A 22,364-nucleotide genomic window follows, 5' to 3' on the forward strand; every position below is an offset into this window, starting at 1 on the left:
CTGGCTAACAAAAAAGTTCGCTTCTACCCGATACAGGTAGAAAGTGAAGCAATTTACCAATTGTATTTTAAGGAATAGATATGGAAATGTTATCTGGTGCGGAAATGGTTGTCCGCTCTCTACAAGACGAAGGTATTGAACATATTTTCGGTTACCCCGGCGGCAGTGTTTTAGATATTTACGATGCGATTTTTCAATCGGACAAAATTGAACATTATTTAGTACGTCACGAGCAAGCGGCTGTGCATATGGCTGACGCATACTCACGTGCAACCGGTAAAGTCGGCACAGTATTAGTGACCGCAGGCCCAGGCGCGACAAACTGTATAACAGGTATCGCAACAGCCTACATGGATTCTATTCCTTTAGTCGTGTTATCAGGTCAAGTACCTACGAATTGGATTGGTGATGATGCCTTCCAAGAAACGGATATGATTGGCGTATCTCGCCCTGTCGTAAAACACAGCTTTTCTTGCCGTACGGCAGAAGAGATTCCAATCGCTATCAAAAAAGCATTTTATATTGCCTCTACAGGTCGACCTGGCCCAGTGGTTATTGATCTTCCAAAGGATGTACAAAATCCACTTAATAAATTCCCGTATGAATACCCTAAAAGCGTTAGCTTACGTTCATATAGCCCAACACTAAGTGGACATAAAGGACAGATAAAGCGTGCTGTTGCCGCATTATTAAGCGCGAAAAAACCAGTGTTATATGTTGGTGGTGGCGCCATTATTGCCAACGCCTCAAAACAGGTTTTAGCACTTGCTGAAAAATTAAACCTACCAGTAACAAATACGTTAATGGGTCTTGGCGCTTTTCCTGGCGAACATAAACAATTTATCGGTATGCTAGGTATGCACGGTACTTATGAAGCGAATTTATCGATGCACAATGCTGATCTTATATTTTCTGCTGGTGCCCGTTTTGACGACCGTGTGACGAACAATGTTGATAAGTTCTGTCCAAACGCAAAAATTATGCAAATAGATATCGACCCAACGTCGATCTCTAAAAACATTCATGCAGACCTGCCTATTGTTGGTTCGATTGAAGTTGTTTTACAGCAAATGTTAGATCTTCTTGAAGAGACCCAAGCAACTAATGATCAAGAAAGCATTAATGCTTGGTGGGATCAAATCAATGAGTGGCGCGCTAAAGACTGCCTTGCTTACAAAACATCAGAAACGCATATCAAGCCACAGCAAGTGATTGAATGCTTGTACAAAGTAACGAAAGGCGATGCAATCGTTACTTCTGATGTTGGTCAGCACCAAATGGTCGCAGCGCAATATTACCCATTTAAAGAACCTCGCCAATGGATAAACTCTGGTGGCGCTGGCACGATGGGCTTTGGTTTACCGGCAGCAATGGGCTGTAAAATCGCCTTTCCAGATCGCCCTGTTGTTTGTGTAACAGGAGATGGTTCTATTCAAATGAATATTCAAGAACTTTCAACCTGTATGCAGTACAACATTCCCGTTGTAATCCTACTACTAAACAACCGCTCACTCGGTATGGTAAAACAGTGGCAAAAAATGTTTTATGGTGGCCGTCAATCGCACTCATATATGGATAGCGTACCTGATTTCGTAAAATTATCAGAAGCCTACAACCACATTGGTATTAAAGTAGATACTATTGATGAACTTGAGCCAGCACTGGTTCGCGCCTTTGAATTAAAAGAACGCGTCGTGTTTGTTGATGTTGCTATTGATCCAGAAGAGCACGTTTACCCAATGCAAGTTAAGTTTGGCAGTATGCAGGATATGTACCTGAGTAAGACGGAGAGAACCGATGCGTAGTATTATTTCAGTATTATTAGAAAATGAATCAGGTGCACTGGCACGTGTTGTTGGACTTTTTGCACAACGCGCTTATAACATCGAGTCATTAACCGTTTCTCCAACGAACGACTTGACATTGTCGCGCATGACCATCACAACAGAAGTTGATTGCCAAGCAACACTTGAACAGATGATGAAACAGCTGCATAAACTGGTTGATGTATTACGTGTTTCTGAGTTAACCGAAGGTTCACACGTTGAGCGTGAATTAATGCTACTTAAAGTGCGTACGCCAAACAGTGAAGTTCGTGAAGAGATTAAACGCACTGCTGATATCTATCGTGGACAAATCGTTGATATCACACCTAACTTATACACGATTCAATTAACCGGCGCCTGTTCAAAGTTAGATGCTTTTCTAGCAACGATAGAAGAGTCGAGCGAAATTGTTGAAGTAGTACGTTCAGGGGTTTGTGGTATTGCGCGTGGTGAAAAAGCATTACGCGGTTAACCCGCTTTCACTCGTTCAGTCCAGTTAACTTTATAACAATGCAAAGTGCAATTTTCTGCCTTTGCATTTTTCTTTTTAAGGAGCGTTATGTTTGAATTAGCGGCACTTTTATTATCAGCATTTGTTCTGTTTATGTTTGGTATTTCAGTCATTAGTTTAAGTGTAATTGCACTGATTATGGTGCTCAGTTTTATTTTATTAAGCACCTTATCCTTTATTTTTAAATTTGGCTTTTGGATATTACTTGCCATCGGCCTTTACTATTATTTTTTCAAAAGAGATGGCAATAAATTATGAAACTATTAACCTCATTATTTCTAAGTAGCACACTACTCATTAGCACACTAGCAAATGCGGCGACTTTTACTATCGAAGATGCCCACGTACGAGCGACCCCTCCACATAGCCAAAATAGTGCCGCTTTTATGAAAATTCATAATAATAGCGATATGTCACGCAAACTGGTTTCAGCAAGCAGTGATATCGCTGAACGTGTCGAGCTACATAACCACATTATGAGTGAAGGCATGATGAAGATGCGCCAAGTTGATGAGATCAATATTGATGCAAATGCTAGCGTTGAACTACGACCAGGTAGCTTCCATGTCATGTTTATTGGTTTAAATGCACCTTTAGTGGCAGGGGAGATGGTTAAATTAAAACTTTATTTTAATAATGGTGATGAAGTTATTATTGACGCACCAATTAAAAAAATTAACATGAAAAAGAAACACAACCACTAAACATTGGAATTCATTATGAAAAAACAAATTTGTGCGGCTGCAATTGCCACTGCTTTCAGTATGCCAACAATGGCAGACTTTTTAGGCGTTTATGCAGGTATCGATTACCGTACAACAGCAACAAGCTTTGAAGGTAACGACAGTGGTTTTGAAGACACCAATAATCTTTCTGGTTACGTTGCCTTAGAACATTTCATTCCATTAGTACCTAACGTGAAATTAAAATATTCAGATCTTAGTACTGAATACAATGTAGGTACAAAAGTAGAGCCGTCAAGCTCAGCGTTAAACGGTATTCTCTATTATCAATTATTTGATAACGGACTCTTCGAGTTTGATTTTGGTTTGGCTTACACAAAGGCTGAAGATATCGCAGGACAAAGTGCTGATTTGGGTCAAGCCTATGGGGCCGCGAAAGTTCATGTACCGGGTGTAGGCATGCATGCTTTTGCAGAAGTTATTGCCGGCAGCTTAACTGATGATGATGCAACAGATGCTGAAATCGGGTTAGCTTATACATTTAACCCAGACTCTGTGTTATTAAATTTCTCTGTTCGCGCAGGTTACCGTTATCAAGAGATGATCATTAATAATTACAACCAAGAAAATAAAGGCGTATTTGCAGGCTTAGAAGTACACTTTTAACGTCAGATAAGCTTAATTTTAGCAAAATAAAAAAGCCCCGACATAAATAGTTATGTCGGGGCTTTTTTAGTTTATATCCCTCAGTAAAGTGTTACTGAAGTCATGTTACAGTTTGAAAGACGCAAGCTCCTCTTCTAGGTTAGCGGCTGCTGTACGCATATTTTCCGTTGAGCTTTTAGCACCCGACGCAATTTCACTACCGTTACGCGCGTTATCAGAAATAATGCTGATACGTTGTGAGATATCATCTCCAACACGAGACTGCTCACCCGCAGCTTCAGCAATATGATGACTCATTTCTGTTATTGTCGATAAAGACTCTGCAATGCGACCTAATGCTTCCGCGCTCTCTTCTGACTTCTCAACAGTCGTTTGACTATTCTCGATGCTCATGTTGATAGAAGATACCGCGCGTTGAGAAGCGCTTTGAAGGCGCTCAATCATACCTTGAATTTCAGTCGTACTATCCTGAGTTCTCCCTGCTAAACTACGTACTTCATCAGCAACAACAGCGAAGCCTCGCCCTTGCTCTCCAGCACGCGCAGCCTCGATAGCGGCATTTAACGCTAACAGATTAGTCTGCTCGGCAATACCACGTATCACATCAAGTACCGATACAATATTATCAACATCGCCACCAAGCTCTTCTATCACCTCGCCCGCTTCGCTTACTCGTGTTACCAGCGACATCAATGAAGCAGATGATGCTTCCGTTAACGTACGCGCTTGCTCACCCTCTTTATCTGCTTGTTGTGTCGCATGAGCAGTGTTTTGGGCATGTTCTGAAACAGTTTGCGAAGAACTAGTCATTTCGACCATCGCAGTCGCCACCATGTCTGTTTCACTGTTTTGTGATTGTGAAACTTCATCCATACTTTGGGTACGGCGATCTGCTTCGTTAAGCTCGGCACGGAAACCCTCTACTAATTGGTTGACCGATAATAACATATGGTGAAGTGATGATTTCATGGTCAGCGTCGCCCCATAAATACTTTCAGGACTCACACCAGCGTCATCAACATTAAATGCTAAATCACCTTGCGCCACTTTTTGTACCACTGATAATACTTCTGATGGTTCGCCACCTAATAAACGCAATAAATCTCGTACAAAGAAGAACAGTAGAATCGAGATAACAATTGCTAGTGCAATACTTGCAAGTACCATCCATTTAGCCGTGGCCCAAAAACGTTTGTCAGTTTCTGCATTACTAATACCGGTTCCAACAACCCAGCCCCACTTAGGGGACTTTTGCGCAATTGAAGTGATCATCACAACAGTACCATCACGCTCAGAGCTCCATAAATATTTTGCAATACCAGATGTTTTATTCACAGCAGCCAGCAAAATATCAGCAACACTACCACCACTCGCATCTTTAAAATCATGGAAACTAGTACCATGTAATTGAGGATCAAGAGGTGTAGCCACAAAATCCATTTTATCATCGGCTACATAAACGTACTCATTCTCGCTATATTTGTTTTCGCGCAGAATTTGTGTGGCCATTTTTTTACCGTCTTCCAGCGAAATAACATTGGTATCGACCAAGTTTTCAATCTGAACAATAGTATTGTAAGCGCTTTTAAATAACTGATAGATGCGCGCTTCATTATCTGCTTCGCTGGCACTTTTTAAGGTTAACAAGCTAATAATAGAGAGCAGCAATAATGCAGCAAAAATCAATATTGAAGCAAAGGTAAATTTCAACTTGAGGGTCATGTGGCATTCCTTTTTTGATAAAGATTATTTTTAATCGATACGGGATTTAATTTAAAAGTAGCCCAAGATCTTTGTACTGTCCTCAAATCTTTATAATATTAGCGGCAATCAACTTTGTTTTATGCTGTTTTCTTCGCTAATATCGGCTAACTCACATTTACTTAACTAAAAGAGAATACATTGAACGACATACCTACTAGCGCATTACTAATCTCATTGATTGTTTTGATCGTTATTTCCGCTTACTTTTCTAGCTCAGAAACAAGCATGATGTCGCTAAATCGTTACCGATTACGCCATATGGCTAACGATAAAAATAAAACCGCGATCCGCGTAGAAGCTTTATTAAACAAACCAGATAAATTAATTGGCTTAATATTGATTGGTAATAACCTCGTTAATATCTTAGCTTCGGCATTGGCAACTATCCTAGGGCAACGTTTATTTGGTGACGCGGGTATCGCTATCGCCACCGGAGCACTAACATTAGTAATTTTGATCTTTGCGGAAGTTACCCCAAAGACATTAGCGGTGCTTTACCCAGAAAAAATAGCCTTTCCTAGCTCTTTCATACTAACCCCATTACAAAAGTTACTTAGCCCACTAGTATGGCTTATTAACGGTATCTCAAATGGCTTATTACGTATTTTTGGCATCAATGTTAACCACCAGAGTGATAATGCGCTATCGCGTGATGAGTTGCGTTCAGTGGTACACGAAGCGGGCACTATGATTCCTGAACATCACCAACAAATGCTTTTGAGTATTTTAGAGTTAGAAAAAGTGACCGTTGATGAAATCATGATCCCGAGGAACGAAATTGCTGGAATCGATATCAACCAAGACTGGGAAACAATATTAAAACAGCTAAAGCATCGAACACATACTATGACGTTGCTATATCGAGATACCATCGATGACGCAATCGGCTTTGTCCACGCGCGTGACTCATTATTAATTTTATTAAAAGAAGACTTTACCAAGACAACGCTATTGCGGAGTGTACGAGAGCTATATTTCATTCCCGAAGGGACGCCATTAAATACCCAGCTTATTAAGTTTCAGCATAATAAAGAGCGTATTGGCTTAGTCGTTGATGAATATGGCGATATTCAAGGCTTAGTGACGCTTGCAGATATTCTCGAAGAGATTGTTGGTGACTTTACGACTACACGTGTACCAAATAGCTCTCAGGAGATTCATAAGCAACATGATAACTCTTATATTATTGAGGGTAGCTTAGGTATTCGAGATATTAATAAAGAGATGGACTGGACATTACCAACTGATGGGCCACGTACTTTGAATGGCTTAATCTTGGAACACTTAGAAGCAATTCCTACAGGACGCATTAGCGCAAGAATTTGTGGCTATCCGATGGAAATATTAGAAGTTGAAAATAACATGGTTAAACTAGTAAAAGTAATGCCACATTTATATAGTGGTGATGAGGAAAGCTAGCAAGTAGGATCATTGATTGTTTGCAACATGCAAACAATCAATGAAGGGGTTTAATTACAGTTGATTTAATTGCGCTTCGCTTAATGCAATATCATCGTTTTTGTTCACACCAACACCTGCATCAATAATCGCCTGTGCAATCTCTTTCGCTTCTTCTAATGAGTGCATTAAATAAGTACCGCACTGAAATTCATTAAGTTCAGGGATCTCATTTTGTGCTTTTACATTCAATACATCCTGCATTGCAGCAAGCCAAGCAGCTCCCACTTCAGACTCTGTTGGTTCACCGATCAAGCTCATGTAAAAACCAGTACGACACCCCATTGGCGAGATATCGATAATCTCAACATTATCACTGTTTAGGTGATCGCGCATAAAACCTGCATAAAGATGCTCAAGAGTATGGATACCTTTCTCAGATAAGATATCTTTATTTGGTGCAGTAAAACGTAGGTCAAACACAGTGATGGTATCTTTACCTGGTGTTTGCATTTTTTTAGCAATACGCACAGCTGGCGCATTCATGATCGTATGATCAACGGTAAAACTATCTAATAGTGGCATTTTTTCTCTCTCTTTTTAACATTAGGCGAAGAATAATCTCCACAACCAACTTGAATCTAAGTTTTCTTTGCAACCACGCAGTTGGGCTGCATATTTTTTGGATCGAGCATCAACTGTACGCGATACTTTAATTAACCAAGGTTTTTTATTATAACTCTTGTTTTTGTATCCGCCCCAGCCTTCATGGTAATTCAAGTATTGTGCATAAGCATCCCACTTGGAAACACCGTTTACTTTTTGTGTTTTGTGGGTAAACCATCCCATAAAGTCAATTGCATCATCAAAATCGCTACGACTTGCCCAGCTATTTCCGGTTTCTCGCTGGTAATCATCCCAGGTCATAGTCTTAGCTTGCGCGTAACCATACGCATCACTGGCACGTCCAATTGGGATAAACCAAAAGTATTGCATCGGTGGTGCTGCATTATGTTTGAAACTACTTTCTTGATACATCATCGCTAGAGGAACATGTATTGGTGTCCCCCATTTTTCATTCATCTTTTTGGAAGCTTTATACCAGTCACGATGTTCAAAAAATATCTCACAAATGTTATCAGGATTTTTAGGCGGTGGTGTGGCACAGCCAGATAATATTAAAAGCGTAAAAATAAATATTAACTTTTTTTTTATTTTCATTGAACTTAATTCCAAATAGGTGGACTAATAACTTATAAACAGAACAACCTTTTTATAAACATATTGTTATAACCAAGTTGACTAACCACCAACTCAGTACAGCGGACTAACCACCCGAAATATTATATTCCTTACTTTAAAGCCTCTCATTTGAGAGGCTTTTTTTTATACTTTTTCTGCGTTTTTAAAATAACTTATCAAGTAATCATCAAAATTCAATTTATCAGCAAGCTCAATTTCACGCTGCTTAATCTGCGAGGATTCTTTTTGATCTTCAAAATATTGGTCTGACCAAATTTGATATGGCTGATCAATTAACGCCTGTTTGTATTCTTTAGAGAGTGCTAAAGCCAATGGTCCATTATCACTATCTGCTGAGATAATTTTATCTAAAATACGTGCCGAACTAGTTAACTCGGGAGCATTAAAACGCGGTGCAATATGCTCAATAGCTTGCTTATAGCGCTCTTCATTACCACTTTTATCTAATACAACTGCTAATGCTTTTAATTCATTAGTGATCCATTCTCCCCACTGCGCAACAGATAAGGTTCGCCCATCAATTTCTAATGTTAAATCAGGATTTCTTCCTTCCGTGACAATCGCACTTAAGTTACCTGCAAAGTGTTTCGATTCAGTAGCAGAGATATCCTCAGAAGGTTTAATCGCACACCAAGTTAAGAATAGATCTAAAAAGTTAACCTGCTCCTCGGTAATACCGACTTTAGAAAATGGGTTTACATCTAATGAACGTATCTCGATATACTCAACGCCACGTGCATGCAAAGCTTGTGAAGGTGTTTCCCCAGTTTTTTGCACGCGTTTAGGGCGAATAGAGGCATACAGCTCATTTTCAATCTGTAATACATTATCATTTAGTTGAATGTATTTATCGCCATCTTTAACGCCTAGCTCTTTAAATTCAGGGGCTTTTTTATGTAAGGCTTGTCGCACCGAATCAATATAATTATCAACGCTGTTATAACAAATATTTAGGGAAGATTGCGAACTGTTGGTATAGCCTAAATCGCTTAAACGTAAGGAAGTCGCATAAGGTAAGTAAATAGTACCTTTACCAACTTTTTTAAAGTCCAGTTTAGTCTCTTTACCCTGTAGAAATGATTGGCATAATGCAGGAGATGCGCCAAATAGATAAGGGATCACCCAGCCATAACGGAAATAGTTACGCACCAATCCTAAATAGCCCGCTGATTGCGCTGCATGTCCTGTGAGTGATGATTGGTGAATTTCTCGCCAAGTATCCCAAAAAGAGGCCGGTAAGGAAAAATTATAGTGCACGCCTGCAATAATCTGCATCATGCTACCGTAACGGTTTTTTAAACCTTGTCGGTAAGCTGTTTTCATTTTCCCGGTATTCGAGTTACCGTATTGTGCCAACTCAATGTTATCTTGACTTTCAACAAAACAAGGCATGCTAATTGGCCATAACGTTTCATCATTTTCAAGGTGCATAGCAGCGTAATGGTGAATATCATTAAGGTAATCAAATAACTGATCCACGCCCTTTGCAACAGGTGTAATAAACTCTAATAAGCTCTCAGAAAAATCAGTGGTAATTGAATCATGACAAAGCGCACTGCCAAATGCATAAGGATGACTTGCTTCTGATAGTTTACCATCTGGCTTAACGCGTAACCCTTCACGTTCTACACCACGGCCAAAACCAACCAATGCATGAGACTGTTGTTCAATTATATCTAAACGTTGTTGGAAATTAAGAGACAAGAGTACACCCTTTAAGTGATAAAAAGAGGTAGCAGAGTACCTTAAATAAGGCTCTGTTTACAAGTTACTTATATAAAATAAAGCATTGGAATGACAATCATTAGGTAGCGAATTGCTTTGCCTGTCAGGATACATATCACCGATTTAATGATCGCTAATTTTAACCAACCAGCAACTAAAGGAAGTAGATCACCGACCACTGGTAACCAGCTTAATAGTAATGAATAAATACCGTACTTATGACAAAAAAATATCGCTTTTTGATGCTTAGCTTGTGCTTTTTCTCTACCCCAAGAGAAATAGTACCCCATATAATAAGTTAATATTGCACCAAGGCTATTGCCGATAGTCACCGCAATAAAATACCCCCATGCCCCTTCAGGGTTATTTTTTACATAATAAATCAGCAATAACTCAGAACCACCAGGTAACAGAGTAGATGAGATGAAGGCACTCATAAAAAGGCTACCTAACTCAATTAGCGTAGTATCAAAAAACAAAATAACTCCAATAAAAAAGGCCACTTAACTAAGTGGCCTTTTAAAAACGAATAATACTTAACGCTTAACCAATTAGCGCTAGCAGCACACCAGCAGCAACAGCACTACCAAGTACACCAGCTACGTTTGGTCCCATCGCATGCATCAGTAGGAAGTTATGAGGGTTTGACTCTAAGCCTACTTTATTAGCAACACGTGCAGCCATTGGAACTGCAGATACACCTGCCGCACCGATTAATGGATTAATAGGATCTTTAGAGAACTTATTCATTATTTTCGCCATGATAACACCTGAGGCAGTACCAATTGAGAAGGCGACAGCACCTAGTCCTAAAATACCTAATGTTTCGATATTTAAAAACGACTCAGCTGATAATTTAGAACCAACACCGAGACCTAAGAAGATTGTCACAATGTTAATTAATTCATTTTGCGCTGTAGAGCTTAAACGATCAACAACACCAGACTCACGCATCAAGTTACCTAGACAGAACATACCTACCAGCGGCGTTGCTGCCGGTAAGAAAAGAATCGTCATCATTAATACTGCTAATGGGAAGATAATTTTCTCTTTTTTGCTCACAGGACGTAGTTGCTTCATCTTGATTTCACGTTCAGCAGGCGTTGTTAATGCACGCATAATCGGTGGCTGAATTAGCGGTACCAATGCCATATATGAGTATGCAGCAACGGCAATTGCACCGAGTAACTGAGGCGCAAGCTTAGAAGCTAAAAAGATAGCCGTAGGACCATCTGCACCACCAATAATGGCAATCGCAGCAGCATCTTGCATGGAGAATTCCATCCCAGGTACATAGTTAAGTAAAATTGCACCAAATAGCGTAGCAAAAATACCGAACTGCGCAGCAGCCCCTAAAAATAGTGTTTTAGGGTTCGCAATCAACGCACCAAAATCGGTTAATGCCCCAACCCCCATAAAGATAATCAGCGGGAAAACACCCGTTTCAATACCAATATGGTAAATGTAATAAAGCATTCCGCCTTCGTCATTAAAACCAGCATTAGGAATATTGGCTAAAATAGCACCAAAACCAATCGGCAATAATAATAAAGGTTCAAATTTTTTGGCAATTGCAAGGTATAGCAGAATACAGCCAACCGCAATCATCACCAGATCAGGAAACTCAAAATGAGCAATACCTGTATCATTCCAAAGTGTTAATAATCCATCCACTTTTATCTATTCCTTAACCGACAGTAAACAGGGCTTCACCCACTGCCACTGCATCACCTTCTCGAACTAATACAGATTGCACAACACCTGATTTTGGTGCGCGGATCTCTGTTTCCATTTTCATCGCTTCCATCACAAGTAATACATCACCTTCGTTTACTTGCTCGCCTTCTGCGACTAATACTTTAAAAATATTACCCGCTAAAGGTGCTGGCACATCTTCACCCTCACCTGTAGGTGCGGCAGGTGCCTCACTAACAGCGGTTAACGGGGTTGTTGCAGCGCCTGCAGGTGTAATACCATCAATACTTCCTTCAGGGCCAACTTGGACGTTAAATACCTGTCCATCGACAGCAACAGAGTAAGTTTTAGGCTCAGATGGTTTAGACTCACTTGCAACCGCCATATCATCAGCACTCGGAACTGGTTCAAAGGCATCAGGGTTATTACGGTTCTCTAGGAACTTAAGACCAATCTCTGGGAATAAAGCATAAATAAGGGCATCATCAATTTCTTGATCTGCAACTTTAATCCCTTTTTCTGTGGCTAGCTTTTTAAAGTCATCTTGAATCGCTTGCATCTCTGCAGGAATATTGTCTGCAGGACGACAAGTAATCGCCTCACCACCTTCTAAGACTTTTGCTTGTAGCTCAGCATTAACGGGTGCTGGTGTTGCACCATATTCACCTTTTAACACACCCGCAGTTTCTTTAGTGATGTTTTTGTAACGTTCACCCATTAGTACGTTAATTACAGCCTGGGTACCAACAATTTGTGATGTTGGTGTTACTAAAGGAATAAAACCAAGATCTTCACGAACTCGCGGGATCTCTTGTAATACAGCATCCATTTTATCAGCAGCACCTTGCTGTTTAAGCTGGCTTTCCATGTTAGTTAACATGCCACCCGGTACTTGTGCGATAAGAATACGTGGATCAACGCCTTTCAATTCACCTTCAAACTTCACATACTTTTTACGTACTTCACGGAAGTAAGCAGAGATATCTGCAAGCTGCGGTAACGCAAGGCCAGTATCTCGCTCAGTCCCTTCAACAATAGAAACTAATGTTTCTGTTGGTGAATGTCCGTAAGTCATACTCATTGAAGAGATTGCGGAATCGACAATATCGATACCTGCATCGATCGCTTTTTGCTGTGTCGCAAGGCTTAAGCCAGTTGTTGCATGGCAATGCAGTGCCAATGGAATATCGGTAGCCGCTTTAATTTTAGTAATTAGCTCGTGTGCTTCGTAAGGTTTTAACAATCCAGCCATATCTTTAATACAGATAGAGTGTGAGCCCATATCTTCAAGACGCTTAGCCATATCAACCCAACCATCAATGCTATGCACTGAACTTGTTGTGTAAGAGATTGTGCCCTGTGCATGCGCGCCCACTTTTACTGCAGATTTAATCGCAGTTTCAAAGTTACGAACATCATTCATTGCATCAAAGATACGGAATACATCAACACCATTGGTATGAGCACGCTCAACAAATTTTTCTACTACATCATCAGCATAATGACGGTAGCCTAATAGGTTTTGACCACGCAACAACATCTGTTGAGGCGTATTTGGCATTGCCCCTTTCAGTGCTCGAATGCGATCCCATGGATCTTCGCCAAGGTAACGGATACAAGCATCAAATGTAGCACCACCCCATGTTTCTAAAGACCAGTAACCAATTTTATCTAATTTTTCTGCAATCGGTAGCATATCGTCGATACGCATGCGTGTTGCAAACAGTGATTGATGTGCGTCACGAAGTACAACTTCGGTGATCGCCAGTGGCTTAGACATATTCACTTGCTCCTTCATATTTTGGTTTTCCATTATGCGAGTTCAGCTTTACGATATTGCTGCACAGCACTGGTAATCGCCGCGATTACTTGTGGATTGATTTCAGATTTTGAAGTCGTAGCGGGCGCTACTTTATTATTTTTTGCACGTTGACTAATAACGGGTGCATCTGCAGGTATAAATTTTGCCATCAGTTTAACGGCAATCAGTAATAACCCTAGAAATGAAAAAACAAATGCCATCCCTAATCCAAAAAGTGTTATTGCTTGAAATAACGACTCATTAATATCCATACTTGTTATCCTTTTTTTGCACTATAGAAGAGTGCCCTTTTAGAAACAATCTCAATAAGTGAATAATTATTCAAACTGAGATTGCATTTAACGCCCTATAAACGATGAATAATCATCAAAAGAAACGACGCTAAAAGCAGAAACAATGTGTTTATTTAATTATCCTACGGTTGAAAAAGTAGGAAAAAAAATTAAACAACATTTCCAAAACGACACATTATAATAGTTTCCGGATAAAATTGGAAGCAGGTGCACTTTGCTGGCAAGCTTCCCTGTATTTTATGGTCTAGCTAAGTAACACGGGTGTTAGAGAAGGATGAAAGAATAGTTATGCAAAAAACAGGTCAGTAATCGACAATTTCAATATTGATCTAACTCCCAAAAACACGAAGATTCACAATGAAATTTTATTCATAAAAAATAAATATTTATGCACATAAATTTAACATTGTAATAACATTATTATTTTAAAGATAAGGAAGGTATTAAAAAAATAAGATGGTGCGGGTGAAGGGATTCGAACCCCTGACCGCCTGGTTCGTAGCCAGGTACTCTATCCAGCTGAGCTACACCCGCATAGATGCAAAATATTGAGGAACAATATTTTCAAAGCTCTAAAAACAAAAAAACTTACCTAAGTAAGCCTTTAAAAAAGAATGGTGCGGGTGAAGGGATTCGAACCCCTGACCGCCTGGTTCGTAGCCAGGTACTCTATCCAGCTGAGCTACACCCGCCGCGATATTCTTTTATGTTTTCATTTCGATTCAAAAATCACCATTTCGTGCAAATAGAAATATGGTGCGGGTGAAGGGATTCGAACCCCTGACCGCCTGGTTCGTAGCCAGGTACTCTATCCAGCTGAGCTACACCCGCTTTAAGAATCTATACAAAATGGCGGAGAAGGAGGGATTCGAACCCTCGAACAAGCTATAAACTCGTTACTCCCTTAGCAGGGGAGCGCCTTCGGCCACTCGGCCACCTCTCCGTCGTCTTGTTGGCGCTCATAATACTGTCTTATGAAAACAAGTCAAACTTTTTTTAAAGAGTTACTCCTGTTTGCTCACTAAATCAACAAAGGTTCTATTTTATGAACAAAATCACCTTTTTTAATCTCTAAAATTGTTCACAATGTATTTTTACAACTAGCTCAAAGCACTGAGGCGATCAGAAATACAGGCAAATATTTTTTAGCAGATCAAAAAAAAGAGCCCTTAGGCCCTTTATGTAATCGCTAACAATTACTTGTTATCTTTTTCTGCTTGGATACGCATATAAATTTCTTCACGGTGAACAGATACTTCTTTAGGTGCATTCACACCTACACGTACCTGATTTCCTTTTACGCCCAATACGGTAACGGTTACGTTATCGCCGATCATCAGAGTTTCACCAACTCGACGAGTTAAAATTAGCATGTCCTGCTCCTATTATTATTAGTTTTTCCCAGTTGCGCTTTTATTATGAACTAACGGTAAAAATAATTCATATCTTTTTTACGGAATGAGAGATTAAGTGTTATTTTTCTTCTGTAGGCTCTGTTGCTAGCTCAAATGCCTTATGTAATGCACGCACTGCTAACTCTAAATACTTACTATCAACTAAAACTGAAATTTTAATTTCAGATGTCGCTATTTGATGAATGTTTATACCTTCTTCGCCTAATGTTTCAAACATTGTTTTAGCAACACCAGGGTGATTCCACATACCAACACCAACAATAGATACTTTTGCAATTTCCTCATTACCTTGTACAGTTTCCGCTTTTAACTCCGCACATACCGTTTCCAGTAATGCTTTGGCTTGCTGATAATCATCACGATGAACAGTAAAAGTAAAATCTGTTTTTCCATTACCCACGGTATTCTGTACGATCATATCCACATCAATATTCGCATCACCAATTGGTGAAAGAATTTGCGCTGCAACAGTTGGTTGATCAGGTACACCAGAAAGGGTTAAACGCGCTTCATCACGATTAAACGCGATACCAGAGATAACTGGAGATTCCATTTTATTTTCCTCATAACTGATTAACGTTCCGCCACCATCTTTAAAACTAGATAGTACACGAAGTGGTACATTATATTTCCCTGCAAACTCTACAGAGCGAATTTGTAAAACTTTAGTTCCTAAACTTGCCATCTCTAACATCTCTTCAAAAGTGATGCTATCTAAACGACGAGCATTAGGTTCGACACGTGGATCGGTAGTGTATACACCATCGACATCGGTATATATTTGGCATTCATCGGCCTTAAGCGCGGCGGCAATAGCCACGGCAGAAGTATCACTTCCCCCACGGCCTAGCGTAGTAATATTATTGTTTTCACAGCGCCCTTGGAAACCAGCAACAACCACAACACGTCCGGCCTTAAGGTGTGACTGTAAATTTTCAGTCTCTACGTCTAGAATACGTGCTTTAGAATGACTTCCATCTGTTTTCATACGGATTTGATCACCCGTCATTGAAACAGCATCAACACCTAAGTGATGCAAAGCCATTGATAACAATGCTATCGTTGTTTGCTCACCTGTTGTTAATAACACATCCATTTCACGAGCGCTTGGGGTTGCATGCAACTCTTTAGCTAATGCGATCATACGATTCGTCTCACCAGACATTGCTGAAAGTACGACCACAACATCATGCCCAGCATCTCTGGTTGCTTTTACTTTATCTGCAACAACCTTAATTCGTTCGACATTCGCGACCGATGTACCACCATACTTTTGAACTATTAATGACATCTTTTTTGCTTCTCAGTTATGGCGTCACTCAGACGCCAATCCATTTATAATTTTGTTGTTAGCCAAGGCTCAACAAGTGCGAGTGCATCATTTAATGCATCAGGGTTATTTCCGCCAGCCATCGCCATATCAGGACGACCACCACCTTTACCACCCACAGGAACAGCGACTAAGTTAACAAGCTCACCGGCTTTTACCTTCTTCGTTAGATCTTTAGTTACACCGGCAATAATGCTTACTTTATCATCGGCAACTTTAGTCGCTAAAACAACAATGCCTGATTGTAATTTATTCTTCATTTCGTCAACACTGTCACGTAGCGTTTTAGGATCAATACCTTCGATATTAGCAACAACGACTTTAATACCGTTAATTTCAATTGCATTACCCGTTAAGTTAGAACCTTTTTCACTCGCGATCTTAGCTTTAAGTGTCGCTAACTCTTTTTCTAGTGCTTTGTTGCGATCTAGTGTTTGCATGATTTTTTCACCAATGCTGAAAGAATCACCTTTTACTAAGTCGCAAGCTTTACTAAATTGCTCACGAAGGTTAGATAACTTTTCTTCCGCTGCAATACCAACAGAAGCTTCAACACGTCGAACGCCGGCTGCAATACCAGCTTCTGAAGTGATCAGGAATAGTCCCATATCACCAGTACGTGTTGCATGAGTACCACCACAAAGCTCGACTGAGAAATCACCCATTTGAACAACACGCACCATTTCATCGTACTTTTCACCAAACAGCGCCATTGCCCCAGTAGTTTTAGCTTCTTCAATGTCCATTAGCTTGGTAACAATTTCAAAGTTATTACGAATTGCTTGATTAACCAAATGTGTAACTTGATTTAGTGTCCCCATTGATAATGCTTCAAAATGAGAGAAATCAAAACGCAGTTTTTCAGCGTCACACAACGATCCCTTCTGAGTTACATGTTCACCTAATGTATGGCGTAACGCTGCATGCAATAAGTGCGTAGCTGAATGATGTAAGGCAATTGCTTGGCGACGATCATTTTCCACTTCTGCGTGTACTTTTTCATTAACGGTTAATGAGCCTGAGCTTAAATAACCGATATGTAAGAAGGCATCGCCTGATTTTTTAGTATCCGTTACAGTAAAAATCCCATTATTAAGCTTTAAAACGCCAGCATCACCAGTTTGACCACCAGATTCAGCATAAAATGGTGTTTTCGATAAAACCACTTGCGCATTATCGCCTTCTGTTAAAGCATCAACAAAAGTGCCATCTTTAACAAGATTTGTTACCGTAGCGCTACCTTCTAAGGTTTCATAACCGATAAATTCAGTTTTGCCTTCGATTTTTAAAACATCATTATAATCTTTACCAAAGTTATTAGCCTGTTGAGCACGAGAGCGTTGCTCTGCCATCGCTATATCAAACCCATCTTGGTCAATTGTTAGCTCACGCTCACGGGCGATGTCTGCAGTTAAATCAGCAGGGAATCCGTAAGTATCATAAAGTTTGAACACAACATCACCAGGTACCACTGAACCTTCTAGATCATTAAGTGCACCATCAAGAATCTGTAAACCACGCTCTAGCGTTTTACCAAATTGCTCCTCTTCTAAACGAAGAATTTTCTCAACAAATAAACGTTGTTGTAATAGCTCAGGGTAAGCATTACCCATCTGCTGGATAAGCTCCTCATAAACTTTATAGAAGAAAACTTCCTTTGCGCCTAACTTATGGCCATGACGAACCGCACGGCGAATGATACGACGTAATACATATCCACGCCCTTCATTAGAAGGCATCACACCATCTGCAATTAAGAATCCACATGAACGGATATGATCAGCGACGACGCGTAATGACTTATCTTCAAGATCAGTCGCTCCAGTCACTTCCGCTACTTTTTTAATTAAACCTTGAAAAATATCGATATCGTAGTTGGAATGTCCATTTTGTAAAATAGCAGAAATACGTTCAAGCCCCATCCCTGTATCAACAGACTGTTTCGGAAGCTCTTCCATTTTTCCATCTGCATGGCGGTTATATTGCATGAAAACTAAATTCCAGATCTCAATAAAGCGATCACCATCTTCTTCTGGAGATCCAGGAGGACCTCCCCAAATGTGCTCACCGTGATCATAGAAAATTTCAGAACATGGGCCACAAGGCCCTGTATCACCCATTGACCAGAAGTTATCAGATTCAAATTTCTTATCAGGTGATTTATCACCAATACGGATAATCTTTTCTTTCGGCACGCCAATTTTATCGGCCCAGAATGAAAATGCTTCATCATCACTTTCATAAACAGTAACCAGTAATTTTTCTTTAGGTATATTTAAAACCTCAGTTAAATATTCCCACGAAAAGGAAATCGCTTCTTCTTTGAAGTAATCACCAAAGCTAAAGTTACCTAACATTTCAAAAAAAGTATGGTGGCGAGCCGTATAACCAACGTTATCTAAATCATTATGTTTACCGCCAGCACGAACACAACGCTGACTAGAAGTCGCACGAGAGTATGCACGCTGTTCTGAACCAAGAAATGTATCTTTAAATTGATTCATACCTGCATTAGTAAATAACAAGGTAGGATCGTTATCAGGTACAAGAGAGCAACTGCTCACTATTTGATGGCCTTTCTTAGTAAAAAAATCAAGAAATCCTTGGCGAATTTCAGACGTCGACATAATCGTGGTCATGAGTTATTCCAAATTTGATAATGGGTAAAAAATTAGTGGTTAATATAACACGGAGCATGTAACGGGGAAAGTAGGCATCCCCTCACATTCAGCCTAATTTTCATTCAACTATTGACACAGAACCGCACATATATGAAACTACATACGTAACCAGTTACGTATAGAGGGGGATACAAATGGATTATATGAAAAGCTTGGCAACACTCAGCCTTGGAAGCCGATTGAAGCGCCTAAGTGACCAGTTATTTGCCGAAGTTGCAATTATTTATGATCAGGCAGGGTTAAAACTCAATCCCAATTATTTTCCCCTTATTAATTTACTTAATAGCGTTGGCCCTATTGGTATTACACAGGCAGCAGATTATTTATCTATCAGCCACCCTGCTGTTAGTAAAATAGCTGATAAAATGATTAAAGAAGGCTATTTAATAAAGCAACCACACCCTACTGATAAACGCGCTAGTTTATTAAGTTTAACGATAAAAGCGCTACATATAATTAAACAAGCGACGCCAGTTTGGGAAGCGCTGAAACAACAACTTGATTATATTGAAAACCTGCAAACTCATTCCTTATTGACATCTATCGATCAGTTTGAGAGTAACTTAAATAATTATAACTTAGCGCAAGCAGTCGCTAATCAGCTTACAAGAAAGAATGCCAAAATAGAGCTAATAAACTGGCACCCAGATTATAAGAATGATTTTTATAAGTTAAATTTTAATTGGTTAGAGAGTGAGTTTTACGGCGACCTTACAGAGAAAGATAAACATGCGCTAGAAAATCCAGAAAGTTATTACCTTTCACATGGAGGCTATATATTTTTTGCGAAACAAGAAGCAAAAATTGTTGGTTGTATTGCGATGAAACCAGAAGAAAATGGCTATATGGAACTTTCAAAAATGGCAGTTACGCCAGAAATGCAAGGTCAAGGAGTAGGCAGAAAACTGATCTTGGAAGCAATTGCAAAAGCACGAGAACTGGCAGTTTCTACCATTTATTTAGAAACTAACAGCAAATTAAAACGGGCACTTACTTTATATCAACATATCGGTTTTGCACATTGTAATCATCCAAAAGGAAAAAGTGACTACCACCGAGCTGACGTTTATATGGAGCTTAAACTCTATGTCTAACCGTCAACCAAAAATAGAGCTTATTTCAGGTGCAAAAGCAGCGCTCCCCCTGATGCTTGGAGCAATACCGTTTGCAATCTTATTTGGTACATTAGCACCTACGAGTGGATTAACGCCTTTAGCGACTATAGCAATGTCAATCTTTGTTTTTGCAGGATCTGCACAATTTATTGTATTAGCTTTAATCGTAGCAAAAGCACCATTAGAAATGATTTTACTCACCACTTTTGTTGTTAATTTGCGACATATACTTTATGCAACAGCATTAGTAGAACATGTAAAAGATCTGCCAATGAAGTGGCGCGCAGTGCTAGCATTTGGGCTAACGGATGAAACCTTTGCCAATATGAGCCAACGTTACTTACAAAGAGATAAAGAATATGCGCACTACTTCTATTTGGGCTCTATGTGCAGTTTTTACTTAACATGGGTTTCATTTACTATTTTAGGCGTTTTACTAGGCACTATGATTCCTGATATGAGTAACTGGGGCTTAGAATTTGCAATGTCGGTTACCTTCATTGGTATGGTGGTCCCCTATATGGATAGTAAAGCAATGATAAGCGCGATTATAGCAGCAGGGTTTAGTTCACTGATATTTGCACAACTACCAAATAAACTCGGCCTGATCATCAGTGCATTAATAGGTGTAATGATTGGACTAACGATTTCAAAGCTAAGTAAAAGGCAATTATCTTATGAATGAATGGCTATTAATTTTCGGAATGTTTGCGATCACTTTTACAATTCGCTTTATTATGTATGCATTTGCAGGAAAGATGAATTTTCCAAATTGGCTTGCTGAATCACTAAAATTTGTGCCCCCTGCAGTCCTTACTGCAATAATCGTCCCTTCTGTATTAATGCCAACAGGCGAATTAGATTTCAGCATAACTAATAGCTATTTGATAGCAACGGTCTTTGCGTTTGTAATTGCGCTGTACACAAAAAATTTATTAAAAACAATTGGCTTAGGAATGATTTTTTTTCTGATTTTACGTTATATGGCAATGTAGCCAAATAATATTTTCCCGTTTAGTTCTTTAATTTTAAAGGGATTTATATACTGCAAAGCTTATATTAAACCGATAAAATTAAGTTATGAATTAATCGCATTAACCCAATAGTATTATTTATCTACACAGGCTATAGACTTTTCACCATTCGAGTATAGATCAACGTTATAAGCCACTAACATCAACAATCACTGCAGGCTTAGTGAACAGTGATTGCTCGTATTAGGTGTTTTTGCGGTGGAAAGTCTTCGCAGAGGCCCGAAGCTAGTACCACATAGATTGCGCGATATTCGCCCTACTCTCTCTTTAGCCCATCATAAGTCATCAGAATTAAAAAACACCAGCAAGAAACACGTACTTGGTCTGTTTAATTGGGCGTTTGGCGATGGGTGGACATTGCTCATCGCTTCGCGATATTCGCCCTACTATCACTATACGTATGGTGCACTTAAATATTAAAGTATCTCAGAAATGATTATTAATCATTTCTTTCTGTCCAATTACGGCAAGCACTTAGCTATGCTTCATTTTTAAAATCCCTAAAACGAAAAAATCCCTGCTGACGTAGTCAACAGGGATTGTTCGTATTAGGCGTTTGGCGATGGAAAGGGTTCGCAGAGCTCACCCGCTCGTGAAACATCGCTGTCGCGATACTCGCCCTACTCTCTCCGTAGCTCATCATAAATCGTAGGTAATAAAAAACCCCTGTCGGGAACTAACTCAACAGGGGTTTGTTATTGGGCGTTTGGCGATGGGTGGACATTGCTCATGAGCCATCGCTTCGCGATATTCGCCCTACTATCCCATGATTTGCTACTACCTACGGCAGGCTGTTCACCTTTCCCCATGTGGGAGTAGGTCTTCATTTATCAAATGCATAAAACGAAAAAATCCCTGCTGACGTAGTCAACAGGGATTGTTCGTATTAGGCGTTTGGCGATGACCTACTCTCACATGGGGAGACCCCACACTACCATCGGCGCAACTGCGTTTCACTACTGAGTTCGGAATGGAATCAGGTGGGACCACAGCGCTATTGTCGCCAAACAAAAAAATTAATTAGAAAAGCTAATGTTTTTTCGTCGTTCTTAATCTTTGCAATGTTTTCGTAAAATATGCTTCGCAAGCATTTCTTTTATAGTCTTTCGACTCGTCTTGGTATACAAAACTCTTAGAGTTTGT

The 22,364-nt window shown here is 39.7% G+C and carries 20 protein-coding genes, 4 tRNA genes and 1 rRNA gene; 8 read left to right on the top strand and 17 right to left on the bottom strand.

The genetic code is table 11. The annotated features are described in order from the left end of the window. The first annotated feature begins 80 nt into the window (after window positions 1-80). On the top strand, window positions 81-1,805 hold the full coding sequence (locus CW745_RS16165) for an acetolactate synthase 3 large subunit (protein ID WP_101109741.1): 1,725 nt from the start codon (window positions 81-83) through the stop codon (window positions 1,803-1,805). Further along, the gene (gene ilvN / locus CW745_RS16170; protein ID WP_101109742.1) at window positions 1,798-2,298 is read left to right on the top strand and encodes an acetolactate synthase small subunit; all 501 of its coding nucleotides are present in this window, start codon (window positions 1,798-1,800) and stop codon (window positions 2,296-2,298) included. The genes CW745_RS16165 and ilvN overlap by 8 nt, the downstream gene beginning before the upstream one ends. Here the strand turns inward: ilvN and CW745_RS16745 are convergent. After that, window positions 2,295-2,549, bottom strand: coding sequence for a hypothetical protein (locus CW745_RS16745; protein ID WP_193755638.1), 255 nt, complete (start codon window positions 2,547-2,549; stop codon window positions 2,295-2,297). The genes ilvN and CW745_RS16745 overlap by 4 nt on opposite strands. A gap of 42 nt (window positions 2,550-2,591) precedes the next feature. On the opposite strand from CW745_RS16745, the gene CW745_RS16180 reads away from it, so the two are divergent. Next, window positions 2,592-3,041: a copper chaperone PCu(A)C gene (locus CW745_RS16180; protein WP_101109744.1), complete on the top strand. Its 450-nt coding sequence runs from the start codon at window positions 2,592-2,594 to the stop codon at window positions 3,039-3,041. A gap of 15 nt (window positions 3,042-3,056) precedes the next feature. Continuing rightward, complete coding sequence (locus CW745_RS16185) at window positions 3,057-3,686, top strand: TIGR04219 family outer membrane beta-barrel protein (RefSeq protein WP_101109745.1); 630 nt, start codon at window positions 3,057-3,059, stop codon at window positions 3,684-3,686. A gap of 105 nt (window positions 3,687-3,791) precedes the next feature. Here CW745_RS16185 and CW745_RS16190 read toward each other — a convergent pair whose 3' ends face one another. Then, the gene (locus CW745_RS16190; protein WP_101109746.1) at window positions 3,792-5,408 is read right to left on the bottom strand and encodes a methyl-accepting chemotaxis protein; all 1,617 of its coding nucleotides are present in this window, start codon (window positions 5,406-5,408) and stop codon (window positions 3,792-3,794) included. Between the two features lie 180 nt (window positions 5,409-5,588). Between CW745_RS16190 and CW745_RS16195 the strand changes: the two genes are divergently transcribed. Next, window positions 5,589-6,869 (top strand): CNNM domain-containing protein, encoded by a 1,281-nt coding sequence (locus CW745_RS16195; protein ID WP_101109747.1) that lies wholly within the window; start codon window positions 5,589-5,591, stop codon window positions 6,867-6,869. 54 nt (window positions 6,870-6,923) lie between these two features. Here CW745_RS16195 and luxS read toward each other — a convergent pair whose 3' ends face one another. From luxS to alaS, 14 genes are all read right to left on the bottom strand, one after another. Continuing rightward, on the bottom strand, window positions 6,924-7,433 hold the full coding sequence (luxS, locus tag CW745_RS16200; protein WP_101109748.1) for an S-ribosylhomocysteine lyase: 510 nt from the start codon (window positions 7,431-7,433) through the stop codon (window positions 6,924-6,926). Between the two features lie 21 nt (window positions 7,434-7,454). Next, window positions 7,455-8,069, bottom strand: a complete 615-nt coding sequence (locus CW745_RS16205) for a hypothetical protein (RefSeq protein ID WP_101109749.1) — start codon at window positions 8,067-8,069, stop codon at window positions 7,455-7,457. Between the two features lie 165 nt (window positions 8,070-8,234). Next, window positions 8,235-9,815: a glutamate--cysteine ligase gene (gshA, locus tag CW745_RS16210; protein WP_101109750.1), complete on the bottom strand. Its 1,581-nt coding sequence runs from the start codon at window positions 9,813-9,815 to the stop codon at window positions 8,235-8,237. A 68-nt stretch (window positions 9,816-9,883) separates the two neighbouring features. Next, entirely contained in the window at window positions 9,884-10,315 is a 432-nt protein-coding gene (locus CW745_RS16215) for a YqaA family protein (RefSeq protein ID WP_101109751.1), read from the bottom strand. Between the two features lie 64 nt (window positions 10,316-10,379). Further along, on the bottom strand, window positions 10,380-11,510 hold the full coding sequence (locus tag CW745_RS16220; protein ID WP_101109752.1) for a sodium ion-translocating decarboxylase subunit beta: 1,131 nt from the start codon (window positions 11,508-11,510) through the stop codon (window positions 10,380-10,382). Window positions 11,511-11,523: 13 nt separating this feature from the next. After that, complete coding sequence (gene oadA, locus CW745_RS16225; protein WP_101109753.1) at window positions 11,524-13,311, bottom strand: sodium-extruding oxaloacetate decarboxylase subunit alpha; 1,788 nt, start codon at window positions 13,309-13,311, stop codon at window positions 11,524-11,526. A 32-nt stretch (window positions 13,312-13,343) separates the two neighbouring features. Beyond that, window positions 13,344-13,604, bottom strand: coding sequence for an oxaloacetate decarboxylase subunit gamma (locus CW745_RS16230; RefSeq protein ID WP_101109754.1), 261 nt, complete (start codon window positions 13,602-13,604; stop codon window positions 13,344-13,346). Between the two features lie 499 nt (window positions 13,605-14,103). After that, a tRNA-Arg gene (locus CW745_RS16235) sits at window positions 14,104-14,180 on the bottom strand. A gap of 81 nt (window positions 14,181-14,261) precedes the next feature. Beyond that, window positions 14,262-14,338: transfer RNA gene (locus CW745_RS16240), tRNA-Arg, on the bottom strand. Between the two features lie 62 nt (window positions 14,339-14,400). Next, window positions 14,401-14,477, bottom strand: a tRNA-Arg gene (locus tag CW745_RS16245). 19 nt (window positions 14,478-14,496) lie between these two features. Beyond that, a tRNA-Ser gene (locus CW745_RS16250) sits at window positions 14,497-14,589 on the bottom strand. Window positions 14,590-14,842: 253 nt separating this feature from the next. Next, a complete protein-coding gene (csrA, locus tag CW745_RS16255; RefSeq protein WP_101109755.1) occupies window positions 14,843-15,019 on the bottom strand; it encodes a carbon storage regulator CsrA in 177 nt (58 codons plus the stop codon). A gap of 100 nt (window positions 15,020-15,119) precedes the next feature. After that, window positions 15,120-16,352, bottom strand: a complete 1,233-nt coding sequence (locus tag CW745_RS16260) for an aspartate kinase (RefSeq protein WP_101109756.1) — start codon at window positions 16,350-16,352, stop codon at window positions 15,120-15,122. A 44-nt stretch (window positions 16,353-16,396) separates the two neighbouring features. Then, a complete protein-coding gene (gene alaS, locus CW745_RS16265; protein ID WP_101109757.1) occupies window positions 16,397-19,030 on the bottom strand; it encodes an alanine--tRNA ligase in 2,634 nt (877 codons plus the stop codon). A 176-nt stretch (window positions 19,031-19,206) separates the two neighbouring features. Here alaS and CW745_RS16270 point away from each other — a divergent pair, with 176 nt between their 5' ends. Genes CW745_RS16270 through CW745_RS16280 form a run of 3 tightly spaced genes read left to right on the top strand, consistent with a single transcriptional unit; the run spans window position 19,207 to window position 21,182 of the window. After that, entirely contained in the window at window positions 19,207-20,166 is a 960-nt protein-coding gene (locus CW745_RS16270) for a bifunctional helix-turn-helix transcriptional regulator/GNAT family N-acetyltransferase (protein WP_101109758.1), read from the top strand. Then, complete coding sequence (locus tag CW745_RS16275; protein ID WP_101109759.1) at window positions 20,159-20,872, top strand: AzlC family ABC transporter permease; 714 nt, start codon at window positions 20,159-20,161, stop codon at window positions 20,870-20,872. Before CW745_RS16270 ends, CW745_RS16275 begins: the two co-directional genes overlap by 8 nt. Then, window positions 20,865-21,182, top strand: coding sequence for an AzlD domain-containing protein (locus CW745_RS16280; RefSeq protein WP_101109760.1), 318 nt, complete (start codon window positions 20,865-20,867; stop codon window positions 21,180-21,182). The genes CW745_RS16275 and CW745_RS16280 overlap by 8 nt, the downstream gene beginning before the upstream one ends. 931 nt (window positions 21,183-22,113) lie before the next feature. Here the strand turns inward: CW745_RS16280 and rrf are convergent. Next, window positions 22,114-22,229 (bottom strand): 5S ribosomal RNA (gene rrf, locus CW745_RS16285). Window positions 22,230-22,364: the final 135 nt, after the last annotated feature.

The organism is Psychromonas sp. psych-6C06 (assembly GCF_002835465.1).
Classification (GTDB): Bacteria; Pseudomonadota; Gammaproteobacteria; order Enterobacterales; family Psychromonadaceae; genus Psychromonas.